Origin of the sequence: Pseudoalteromonas shioyasakiensis, assembly GCF_022398475.1 — a bacterium.
In the GTDB taxonomy this organism is placed as follows: domain Bacteria; phylum Pseudomonadota; class Gammaproteobacteria; order Enterobacterales; family Alteromonadaceae; genus Pseudoalteromonas.
In genome coordinates, this window is sequence record NZ_JAKEVM010000135.1 from 1 (window position 1) to 11,964 (window position 11,964).

The window sequence follows — 11,964 nt, forward strand, 5'->3', positions numbered from 1 at the left end:
CCCTAACCCAGATAATAAGAAAAATAGATAAGAAAAATAATCTCATCGTGCTTAATTAGGCAGGAACGGCTTAACTGACCTATTTTTTGCAATTTAACTTTTTTCATACTAAGCCAGATTTAGGTGCAACAAATGCAAGTAACAAGAGAACTTTTTAACGACGTAATGGTACCAAACTACAACCCATCAGAGGTGATTCCTGTTCGCGGTGAAGGCTCACGTGTTTGGGATCAAAACGGTAAAGAATTTATCGATTTTGCAGGTGGTATTGCCGTTAATTGTTTAGGGCATTGTCACCCAGCTCTTGTCAATGCCCTAAAAGAGCAAGGCGAAAAAATTTGGCACTTATCAAACGTAATGACAAACGAGCCTGCACTTCGCTTAGCTAAAAAGTTAACTGACGCTACATTTGCAGATAAAGTATATTTTGCAAACTCAGGTGCAGAAGCTAACGAAGCGGCATTAAAATTAGCGCGTCGTTGGGCATTAGATGTACACGGCGAGCAAAAGAACCAAATCATCGCGTTTAACAAAGGTTTCCACGGTCGTACATTCTTCACTGTTACCGTAGGTGGTCAAGCTGCTTACTCAGATGGTTTCGGCCCTAAGCCTGCTGCTGTTGATCACTGTGATTATAACGATTTAGCTGCTTTTGAAGCGCTTATCAGTGACAACACATGTGCCGTAATGATGGAACCACTACAAGGTGAAGGCGGTATCATTTCGCCAACGAGCGATTTTATCAAAGGTGTTCGCGCATTATGTGATAAACACAATGCTTTGCTTATTTTTGATGAAGTACAAACAGGTGTTGGCCGTACAGGTGATTTATACGCATACCAAGGTTTAGATGTAACGCCAGATATTCTTACTACAGCAAAAGCGTTAGGTGGTGGTTTCCCAATTGGTGCGATGATCACAACAGCTAGCATTGCAGAGCATTTAAAAGTAGGCACACATGGTTCTACTTACGGCGGTAACCCACTTGCATGTGCTGTAGCAGAAGCGGCATTTGATACTGTGAATAGTGAAGAAGTACTTGCAGGTGTTAAAGAGCGTGAACAGCTTTTACGCGATGGCTTTGCAGCAATCAACGAAAAATACGACGTATTTAGTGAAGTACGTGGTAAAGGTCTATTATTAGGTGCAGTTCTTAACAGCAAATTTGAAGGCCGTGCACGGGATTTCCTAGTAGCAAGCACTAAACACGGTTTAATGAGCCTTGTTGCTGGTACAAAAGTTGTGCGCTTTACGCCATCTTTAGTGATTCCATTAGAGGATATCAAAGAAGGTTTAGCTCGCTTTGAAAAAGCGGTTGCAGACGTTGTAAACGGTTAATCCTAGTTGGCGCATGCTTTAGCATGCGCCATTGGAGTGCACTTAATGCAAGTATTACGTCCTATAACAGCAAATGATTTTGCTGCGTTAAAACAAATTGCTATTGAATCTGGTCATGGCTTTACCTCTTTACCGGTTGACGACAATTTACTACAAGAAAAAATTGAACGCGCTGAACGCAGTTTTGCAAAAGATATTAATAAACCACAAGACGAAACCTATTTATTTGTATTAGAAGACAGTGAAACGGGTGACGTTATCGGCACAACGGCTATCGAAGCTGCTGTAGGAATGTCGGTTCCTTTGTATCATTACCACCAAGGTAAAACTGTTCACCATTCACCTACTCTCAACGTATATAACACGGTTGATATTCTGAGTATGTGTAATGACTATACGGGTTGCTCTGAAATTTGTACCTTGTTCTTACGTGAGCAAAACCGCAAAGGCTTAACGGGTCGCTTTTTATCACGTTCTCGCTTTTTATTTATGGCCCAGCACAGCGAACGTTTTGCTGACACCATTATTGCAGAAATGCGCGGTGTAAGTGATGAAGACGGTCATTCACCTTTTTGGCAGTGGTTACAAGAACACTTTTTTAGCATTGAGTTCCCGCAAGCTGATCACTTAGTGGGTTTAGGCGATAAAGTTTTTATCAGCGAGTTAATGCCTAAGTACCCTATCTATGCCAACTTACTGAGCAAAAAAGCACAAGCTGTGATTGGTAAGGTTCATGAAAAAACCAAGCCTGCGCTCAAACTTCTAGAAAAAGAAGGGTTTGAGCACCGTGGTTATGTTGACCTATTCGATGCAGGGCCAACTGTTGAAGCAAAGCTTGGCAATATTCGTAGTGTTCGTGAGTCACAAGTGTGCCCTATCACGATTGGTGAGCTTGCGCATATCAATGAGCAAAGCTCAGATACATTAGCTATCTGCAACCATGGTGTGAATGACTTTAGAGCCACATTTACCAAACATGCTCATTATAACCACGCCAAGCACACCTTAATCATCAGCCAAGAAGTGGCAGATGCACTTAAATTAAAACAAGGGGATGCAGCACGGTTCTTCCGTTTGTAACCACTTAAGGAGTTTAAAATGAGTGTCACAACTCAACTTATCGATAATCAATGGCAAGCTGGCCTTGGTCATGATTTTAGTTCAATCAACCCAAGTAATGGCGAGGTTGTTTGGCAAGGTAAAACAGCCACGGCTGAACAAGTCGCTGATGCAATAAAAGCAGCTCGTAGTGCGCAGCTGGGCTGGGCTGATATGACTCTTGAAGAGCGTATCGTTATTCTTGAAAACTTTGCTGCAGAGCTTAAAGAGCACAGCGAAGAGTTTGCAACGATCATCGCCCGTGAAACAGGTAAACCGCTTTGGGAAACACGTACTGAAGTAGGTGCAATGACGGGTAAAATCGCCATTTCAATTAGAGCCTATAACGAACGTACTGGGACCACAGAAAACCCAATGCCTGGCGCTAAAGCGTTTATTCGTCATAAGCCACATGGTGTTGTTGCGGTGTTTGGTCCTTATAACTTCCCTGGTCACTTACCAAATGGCCATATTGTGCCAGCTATTTTAGCGGGTAATACAGTTGTATTTAAGCCATCAGAACTTACGCCTCATGTTGCTGAGTTCACCTTAAAGCTTTGGCTAAAAGCAGGCTTACCAGCTGGTGTCATCAACCTTGTTCAAGGTGAAGTAGACACAGGTATTGCTCTTGCATCTCACCAAGATATTGATGGCTTATTCTTTACGGGTAGCTCAAATACAGGTCACCTATTACATAAGCAATTTGCAGGTCACCCAGGTAAGATTTTAGCGCTGGAAATGGGTGGTAATAACCCACTGATCGTAAAAAATGTCGCAGATGTAAGTGCGGCTGTTCACGACATTATCCAGTCTGGTTTTATTACTTCTGGCCAACGTTGTACCTGTTCTCGTCGCTTATTCATTGAGAACTCGGCAAATGGCGATGCAATTTTAGAAAAATTAATTGCTGCAACAAAAAATATCAAAGTAGCCGACAGCTTCAGCGAAGATCAACCGTTCATGGGTGCAATGATCAGCGAAAAAGCGGCTTTAGGTATGGTTGCAGCTCAGCAGCAGTTACTTGAAATGGGAGCAACCTCTCTTGTCGAACTTAAGCATCTTGAACCGGGTACTGGTTTTGTAAGCCCTGGTATTATTGATGTAACGGCTGTTAAAGATATGCCTGATGAAGAGCACTTTGGTCCTCTTATCAAGGTTTATCGCTACACAGATTTCGATAGCGCGATTAATGAAGCAAATAACACCTCATTTGGTTTATCTGCTGGTTTATTAAGTGATGATAGCAATGACTACCAGCATTTCTTAAAACGTATTCGTGCCGGTATCGTTAACTGGAACCGACCAATTACTGGCGCATCAAGCGCTGCACCATTTGGTGGTATTGGTGCCAGTGGTAACCACAGAGCAAGTGCCTATTACGCTGCTGACTACTGTGCATACCCTGTTGCTTCTGTTGAAGCCGAAAAAGTTAACTTACCACAGACCCTTGCGCCGGGCTTAATTATTGAATAATTGTTTGGCGGCCTCGCCGCCTTAATTGAAGGAATTAAACATGCACACAGATGTAAACGCCCTATTTGAAAACTTATGGGACAACTATTTATCAGTTACGCCATCGGCGGTAAAAGTACATGAGTTACTTGGCTCAACACAAAAAGATGACGTGATTAACGATCACATCGCACTGCGTACTTTTAACCATGAAAAAATCGGTTTAGAAAAACTAGCTGCGCACTTTTTAGCTGTTGGCTACAAAGAATGCGGCGAGTACCATTTCGAAGCGAAAAAACTATACGCAAAGCACTTCGAACATTCAGATCCTAAGCAACCTAAAGTTTTCATTTCTGAATTACTTGTCGAGCAATGCTCAGAAGAATTACAAGCTATCGTTAACGACATGGTTGAACAGATTGACGAAGACGCTGTAACAGCGGATAATTTCCTATATTCAGGTACACACTGGCAAGTAAGTTCAGACACTTACAAAAAGCTGCTAGCAGAAAGCGAATACGCTGCATGGATGTCAGCATGGGGTTACCGTGCTAATCACTTTACTGTGAGCATCAATGAATTGGCTAAATTCGATGATATCGAAAGTGTAAACCAAGCACTTAAAGATGCAGGTTTTGCGCTAAATACATCTGGCGGCGAGATCAAAGGTTCACCAGAAGTATTACTGGAGCAATCTTCGACTCTTGCTGATGACAGCGAAGTTGAATTTAGCGATGGTGTTGTTGCAGTACCGAGTTGTTTTTATGAGTTCGCTCTGCGTTATGCAAAACCAGATGGTGAGCTATACACAGGTTTTGTGGCAGCATCAGCTGACAAAATTTTTGAGAGCACCAATGCTCGATAATTAGCACATACCAATTCGCTAAGTACAAATAAGCGAGTTGGTATACAAGGATATGTATGAGACTAATTGCGTTTATCGTAATTCTATTTACCCTAAACACAGCAAAGGCAACAGAAAAACCCAAGCTTACAATTTTGTCTCATGCATATTTTGCCAGCGAAGCAGATAAACTCAGTATTAACCTCCACCTTGCTGCGGTTATCAATCCAGCCCTTGCTGATGAATTCGATATAAACGTCGACTTTACCAATCATGCGCGCTTAATGAAGCGCTTATCTAGTGATGAAGCCAGTTGCACCTTTAACGCAATCAAAACCCCTGAACGGGCAGAGTCCATGGTATTTTCTAAAATACCCACCTATATGCATATGCAGCGTCAAGTCTATGCACTTAAGAGCACCTTAAAGTCAGGTTCTGCGCCTATTTCTGTCACTAAGCTTCTCAAAAACAAAGGTAGTTTTGGCATTATTGGCTCCACCAGCTACCGTGAACTCGATGATGTTTTTGCTAATAAACAATACAACGTTGCGGCTATTTATGGCGAAAATGCATTTTTACAATTAAGTCGACTATTACTCAATAAGCGTATTGATTACATTGTTGCTTACAAACAAGCACTTGAAGCGCACATACCTGCTCATGAACTAAGCCAACTCACGTCAAGGCGTATTGCTGAATACCCTGAATTTATTAATGGCTTTTTTACCTGCAGTAAAACCGCGGCGGGTTATCGTGCCATTGCACTTATCGATGAATATATGAAAAGTGCAGAAATGGCTGCCTATATTCAGCAATTACACAGCCAAAGTAATCACCCTGATGACGCAAATGCCATGCTTGATATTTATTCAAAAAGTTATGGAATACGCTTTGAAAACAGTAACTAAGTGACTATTAATTACTGTACAAAATTAATTCAAAAAATATTTAAAAAATACTTGCGCAAATAAAAAAGCAGATCTATTATCTCGCTGCTTCTTGATGATAGCCAATCCGAGTACATTACAAACCCTGTTTGTAGCAAGGCGATAGAGCAACTATCCAAGGGTGTATTTGATTGCACAGAACATACTGTGTGCTTAATAACACTCAACTGACTCGGACTTCCATTTTTTTCCGAGCAGTTGCTTAATTGCCGGAGAGTAAAATGGCTATTTCAACACTTACACAAGACTTAACAATCAAAGTACCTGCAGCATCGGTTGCTGCAAACGAACCAGTAGCACAACCATCAAACCAATTTATTGAACACCTCGTTGCACAACATGGCGCGCCATTAATGGTGCTTGATTGTGAATCAGTTCGTCATCAATACCGTGCATTAAGCCGTGCGTTACCAGGTGTTGTTTTACACTTTGCATTAAAGCCACTTCCTCATCCTGCGGTTGTTCGTACGCTTTTTGAAGAAGGTGCCAGCTTTGATTTAGCAACCAGCGGTGAAGTTGACCTAGTCGCCAGCCAAGGCGTACCAAGTGATCGTACTATTCACACGCACCCAATCAAACGTGATCGTGATATTCGTGATGCACTTGAATACGGTTGTAATGTGTTTGTGGTTGATAACATCAACGAATTAGAAAAGTTCATTGCATACAAAAACCAGGTTGAGTTACTTGTTCGCTTAAGTTTTCGTAATGCGGAAGCATTCGCTGATTTATCGAAAAAATTTGGTTGTAGCCCAGCAATGGCCGTTGAAATCATTAGCTATGCGCAACAATTAGGTATTCGTATCAAAGGGTTGTCGTTCCATGTTGGCTCGCAAACAGCAAGCCCAGCTAAATATGTCACTGCCATTGCTGCATGTAATCAAGTGATTAACGACGTAGCCGCATTAGGATTACCTGCGCTTAGTACGCTTGATATTGGCGGTGGTTTCCCTGTGCCTTACAACAAAGACGTGCTGCCAATTGAGGAATTTTGTGCGCCAATCAATGATGCCTTAGCACAGTTACCAGAGACAGTTCGCGTAATTGCTGAACCTGGTCGCTTTATTGTAGCCAGTGCTGTAACCAGTGTTGCATCAGTAATGGGTCAAGCAGTACGTGATGGCAAGCCTTGGTACTATTTAGATGATGGAATTTACGGCTCATTCAGTGGTTTATTGTTTGATGAAGCCTCGTACCCTATCGACTCGTTCAAACAATCAAACGAACGTGTTGAGTCAGTGTTAGCAGGCCCGACTTGCGATAGCATCGACGTAGTAAGTGAGTCAATCATGCTACCAAAATTAAACAATGGTGATTTAATCATCAGCCGTATGATGGGTGCTTACACATTAGCAACCGCAACAGATTTTAACTTCTTCAAACGTGCAGAAGTTATCGTACTGAATGATGTAGTTCATGTTGACGCACTCACCGGTTAATCGTTTCCTCGACTAAAAGCATGTAAGGCAACATGCTTTAACTCTTAAAATGCAGCTGCTCATTCCAGCTGCATTTTTTTATTTCTTTGTTTAAAGAAAGAGTGGTTTGTAATCGTTTTCTAATTGTTCAAACGACAAGTTACCAATAAAACGGCCAAAGCTTAGCCAGGTTGCTAGGCCTCGTAAGTCTTTAAAGTGTGGTGGAATAAATTTAGGGTCTTCAATCACACCTAAATCATGTAATTGCGATATCAGTCTAAAATCATCAATTGAGATTTTACCGACCAATAACAAGTGCAATTGATCAATTCGACCTAACTGAATGGCAACTCGTATAAGGTTATACACCAACACGAAACCTTTGATATAAGCGATATCTTTGGTAAAAGGTAAGCCTGTTGCTGTGCTGCCTCGAAACACCCGCTGAGTAAGTGTATAACTGTCGTCTTTACTCAAACCTTGCGCTACATAATCACGATAAATATCAACAAACTCCGCGCCATCAATAACCTTAGTAATACCTTGAATACGGTTCACTAATTTTGCTAAACGTCGTGGCGTCGACTTTAAGGTAATAATTTCGGTCAATACCGCAAGGCCTTCTTGGGTCACTGTAGAGCTCGGTGTGCCTTTACTTAAACAAGTTAAATATGGCTGAGCAAGACCATTTTGCGTGGTTCCGACATGGATCCAGCCTTCATGTACTTCAAGAATATCTAGCTCTCTTTGAGAGAATTTAACATCTTGATTAAGTTTAATATTATTTGCACCTGCTGCAGCATCACTCACAATACCGTCACTCAGAATAACCTCAACATCGATACCCGGCATCGTTTGAGCCACTTGTGATGCTAGAATTTTCACCGCATCTTGTGCATCTATGTTTTTTGGATCATCCGGTAAAATATCCGCATCAAGCATATTTTTTAGCGGCTGCTCAAGCATGGTTGCAAGCTCAGAAAGTGAAGGCTCCCCAGCATGGAATAAATCTTTTGGATGACCGAACAGCTCAACAGACAAATCATGAAATTCAGGAGTACCACGATACTCAATCATACTGAGTACTGTTTTATATTCAGTGCACATCTTGCTCATGTATTGGGCAATTGGGTTTAGCTGCCCTAACTGGCTGATGATATCGCGATTTAAATCAGAAAACGCGCGGCGCAACTCGCTTGGTACAAAACCAAGATCACGCTGTTGGTAATAGGCTTGATCAACCGATGGGTTCTTTTGGCATTTATGCTTAAAAAACTCTTCTTTGATTTGTTTATCCCAGTTGATCGCATCAAGGATACGAATGGGTGTTTGCAATGCGATTAATCGGTCAGATAACTCGCGTGTTTTTGCTAATAATGCCTTATCTATCATGCTCTAGGCTCACTGTAAAATGAGCCTTGAGCATAGGCTAAATTTGCATAATTACAAAGCAAAATTAAGCGGTTTTGAGCTAAAATTTAGCATGCTTAGAAACTATTTTTCCATCGTTGTAGAGAAGTAAACTGGGTACTGAATTAATGCCATTTTCGATAAATAAATCATTACCATAATCGATAGAAACCGGCATAGTTGCAGCGAATTTATCAACATATTCTTGCACTGCACTTTGATCAGTCCACAGCTGACTCACTTTAACCTCGACATCAATTCCTTGCTCTGCCAGCTTATTAACATGTTGCTGCGCTAGTACACACTGTTTTGCCATTGCAGGGCGCGTGTCGGCTAAGTACCAGTCACACCACGTAGCGGTGAACAGCACGGCTTTTTTACCTTTGTTCGGAATTACCAAAGGAGTCGCTTGGCCTTGCTTTTCGCCTAGTAAACGCGCTTTATCAACTTTGCCATTGTGTGATAACAAACGTAATGTGTTATCAAGCGGTTTATCTGCTTCGTGGCCTTGAAAAATCACCTTTTTATCACTATCAATCAACACATGAAACGGGGTGCCCATAAATTCATAATGTTTAGCAACTTGGGCTGTGTGATCAGTAAATAGTGGCATAGTGAGTGAAAAACGCTCTTTAACCTTAGCAACAGCGTCTGCGTCATCATTAAGGTCAATATTAATAGCCACAAATTGAATTTTATCGCCATATTGCTCATATGCATGCTGAAAATGTGGCATTTGCTCCATACATGGCTTGCACCAAGTCGCCCAAAACTTTAAGTAAACGGGCTTCTTGCCTAAGTAACTGTCAAGTTTAACTATTTTCCCCGCTTCATTTTCTAACATCAGGGGAGCTGTATTTGCTGATATGCTTTTGCTTACAAGCAACAAGCTTGTTAGTAGTATCAGGGGTATAAACTTATATTTCATTGTGTGTCCCTCAAATAAAATCTATCTTAAGTTTAAGGTAAGAGAAAATATTGTAAATTTTCGACATCTGCTATCTAAATATGATTTTAGTGATTTATCGCAAAGTAAGGTTTTAAAAACACACAGCACGTTTAATACCTGCATAAAATAGCACTAAACTTTTTATAGATCTGAAACGTATTACTTCAAAAAGGAGTCATCATGAAAAATGAGCTAGACGGTAAATTAATTCTATCTGTGTATGAAAAAATCATTCAACACGGTGAAGATCATGAAGATGGAAAGCTTTATGAGGGTATTTGCGCTTTTTCGGATATCGATGGTTATACGGTATATCTAAAAGGCAGTGGTGTGTTACTGCGCTTTGGCTTTCATAATACCTATCACCTTGACTATCAACATGAAAAGAACAAAGAAGACTTTTTAAAGAAAGTGCTTTATATCGCAGAACAGGAACTGTAAAGAAGCAATGAAACGACGGGTGAAAGCTGAGTCAAAGCAACAGCAGGCATTTATCAACCAAGTTATTAATGAACTAAAATCTAACCCAGGTAAGTTAGATATTATTCGCGAAAACCTTAGCTACTATCGCGAACAACAGTTCCTCAAGCGTGGCTTTTTGCTTGCTATTGAGCGCTTTGATTGGGTATTTGAAGCAAGTAACGATGTAGAGCAAATCTGTGCGCAAATTTTAGCCGATGATTACATTGGCAAACGTTTGCGCCGCTACCCCTTGCTATATAAGGGCGTATTGGAACGTACCTATTAGATATCCCACCGCTAAAACATGATCTGTTCGGTAAAAAATGCTAGGTTAGCGCCATTTTGAAATAATGAGAACTGGACATGTCAAAAACTATAAACTCTCACAACACTCATGAGGGTGGCAATAATGGGTTGTTTAACCGATTTTTAGCCACCGTTGAATTTTTGGGTAATATGCTACCCCACCCTATCACTTTATTTGCAATGTTCTGCGTTGCCATTATAGTTTTTAGTGGCATTGCCGATTGGTATGGTTTAAGTGCTATCGACCCACGCCCAGAAGGTGCTGCTGGTCGCGATCCTGATGGTGTTATTGAAGTTGTCAGCCTACTTAGCGCCGAAGGCCTTCAGCGCATCGTTACTGGCCTTGTTACAAACTTCACTAGCTTTGCACCACTTGGTACGGTACTGGTTGCTTTATTAGGTGTGAGTGTTGCAGAGCACTCAGGTTTACTCTCTGCTGCTATGCGCGGCATGGTAATGGGCGCATCAAAGCGTTTAGTTACTTTTATGGTGGTGTTTGCTGCGATTTTATCAAATACGGCATCAGAACTTGGCTACGTCGTACTAATCCCATTAGCAGCCATGATATTCCACAGTCTTGGTCGTCACCCTCTTGCCGGTCTTGCTGCGGCATTTGCCGGCGTTTCAGGTGGTTACAGTGCCAACTTATTACTCGGCACCATTGACCCGCTACTTGCAGGTATCACTACACCTGCAGCACAAATGATTGATCCGAACTACCAAGTTGGCGCTGAAGCAAACTGGTATTTCATGATGATTTCAGTATTTCTAATCGCTACTCTAGGTACGTTAGTTACAGAGAAAATCGTTGAACCTCGTCTTGGCAAGTACAACCCAGATGAAGCAAGCAATGATTTGCCAAAGAACGACATTGCAGGGCTAACCGATAAAGAAAAGTCAGGTCTAAAATGGGCGGGCGTTTCTCTGTTAGTGGTTTCATTATTACTTGCTTGGACAATTGTTCCTGAAGATGGCATTTTGCGTAACCCAGAAACAGGCCTTGTTGCACACTCGCCATTTTTAAAAGGCATTGTGGTATTTATCTTTGTAACTTTCGGTATTCCAGGCTTTGTTTACGGCCGAGTTGTTGGCACCATGAAAAACGATAAAGATGTCATCGATGCCATGAGTAAAAGCATGAGCTCGATGGGGATGTACATTGTGCTAGTTTTCTTTGCAGCACAGTTCGTTGCCTTTTTTAAATGGACCAACCTAGGTACGATTTTAGCCATTAACGGTGCAGCTCTTTTGCAAGCATTAAACCTAACAGGCCCTGAAGTATTCGTGCTATTCATTTTAATGTGTGCATTAGTAAACTTAAGCTTAGGCTCTTCATCTGCACAATGGGCTGTCACAGCACCAATCTTTGTGCCAATGTTAATGCTAATAGGCTACGCACCAGAAACCATTCAAGCGGCGTATCGAATTGGTGACTCGGTTACTAACCTTATCACCCCAATGATGAGTTACTTTGGCTTGATACTGGCTGTTGCCACTAAGTATAAGAAAGACATGGGTATTGGTACATTGGTTGCGACCATGCTTCCTTACAGCATGATCTTCTTTGTTGGTTGGGTTGCGTTATTCTATTTATGGGTATTTGTTCTGGGCTTCCCAGTTGGCCCTGAATCACCAATTTATTATCAGCCTTAATCTTCTTAGAGAGGTAAAAAGCCAAGCATTAGCTTGGCTTTTTTGTACCTGAGATTGTTGAAAGCTAACTTTATGACTATTATTAAG

At 41.4% G+C, this 11,964-nt stretch carries 11 protein-coding genes; 9 read left to right on the forward strand and 2 right to left on the reverse strand.

Annotated elements, in window-relative coordinates:
• The first annotated feature begins 132 nt into the window (after nt 1-132).
• From L1D51_RS17705 to L1D51_RS17730, 6 genes are all read left to right on the forward strand, one after another.
• Nucleotides 133-1,338 (forward strand): aspartate aminotransferase family protein, encoded by a 1,206-nt coding sequence (locus tag L1D51_RS17705; RefSeq protein WP_239964395.1) that lies wholly within the window; start codon nt 133-135, stop codon nt 1,336-1,338.
• Nucleotides 1,339-1,383: 45 nt separating this feature from the next.
• A complete protein-coding gene (astA, locus tag L1D51_RS17710) occupies nt 1,384-2,418 on the forward strand; it encodes an arginine N-succinyltransferase (RefSeq protein ID WP_175080165.1) in 1,035 nt (344 codons plus the stop codon).
• Between the two features lie 18 nt (nt 2,419-2,436).
• Nucleotides 2,437-3,909, forward strand: a complete 1,473-nt coding sequence (gene astD / locus L1D51_RS17715) for a succinylglutamate-semialdehyde dehydrogenase (RefSeq protein ID WP_239964396.1) — start codon at nt 2,437-2,439, stop codon at nt 3,907-3,909.
• Between the two features lie 40 nt (nt 3,910-3,949).
• Complete coding sequence (locus L1D51_RS17720) at nt 3,950-4,753, forward strand: DUF1338 domain-containing protein (protein WP_055021080.1); 804 nt, start codon at nt 3,950-3,952, stop codon at nt 4,751-4,753.
• Nucleotides 4,754-4,809: 56 nt separating this feature from the next.
• A complete protein-coding gene (locus L1D51_RS17725; protein ID WP_239964397.1) occupies nt 4,810-5,640 on the forward strand; it encodes a hypothetical protein in 831 nt (276 codons plus the stop codon).
• Between the two features lie 260 nt (nt 5,641-5,900).
• Nucleotides 5,901-7,118, forward strand: a complete 1,218-nt coding sequence (locus tag L1D51_RS17730) for a type III PLP-dependent enzyme (RefSeq protein ID WP_239964398.1) — start codon at nt 5,901-5,903, stop codon at nt 7,116-7,118.
• Between the two features lie 90 nt (nt 7,119-7,208).
• On the opposite strand, the gene L1D51_RS17735 is transcribed toward L1D51_RS17730, so the two are convergent.
• Together L1D51_RS17735 and L1D51_RS17740 are read right to left on the reverse strand one after the other, a co-directional pair.
• Entirely contained in the window at nt 7,209-8,489 is a 1,281-nt protein-coding gene (locus L1D51_RS17735; RefSeq protein ID WP_054562396.1) for a flavohemoglobin expression-modulating QEGLA motif protein, read from the reverse strand.
• 79 nt (nt 8,490-8,568) lie between these two features.
• The gene (locus tag L1D51_RS17740; RefSeq protein ID WP_082422954.1) at nt 8,569-9,435 is read right to left on the reverse strand and encodes a TlpA family protein disulfide reductase; all 867 of its coding nucleotides are present in this window, start codon (nt 9,433-9,435) and stop codon (nt 8,569-8,571) included.
• Nucleotides 9,436-9,636: 201 nt separating this feature from the next.
• Here L1D51_RS17740 and L1D51_RS17745 point away from each other — a divergent pair, with 201 nt between their 5' ends.
• The 3 genes from L1D51_RS17745 (at nt 9,637) to L1D51_RS17755 (ending at nt 11,877) form a co-directional block, all read left to right on the forward strand.
• Nucleotides 9,637-9,897 (forward strand): DUF3081 domain-containing protein, encoded by a 261-nt coding sequence (locus L1D51_RS17745; RefSeq protein WP_054554528.1) that lies wholly within the window; start codon nt 9,637-9,639, stop codon nt 9,895-9,897.
• Nucleotides 9,898-9,904: 7 nt separating this feature from the next.
• A complete protein-coding gene (locus L1D51_RS17750) occupies nt 9,905-10,204 on the forward strand; it encodes a hypothetical protein (RefSeq protein WP_055021085.1) in 300 nt (99 codons plus the stop codon).
• A 77-nt stretch (nt 10,205-10,281) separates the two neighbouring features.
• Nucleotides 10,282-11,877 carry an AbgT family transporter gene (locus L1D51_RS17755; protein ID WP_054562399.1) on the forward strand — a complete coding sequence of 532 codons (1,596 nt, stop codon included), beginning with the start codon at nt 10,282-10,284 and terminating at the stop codon, nt 11,875-11,877.
• The last annotated feature ends 87 nt before the right edge of the window (nt 11,878-11,964 follow it).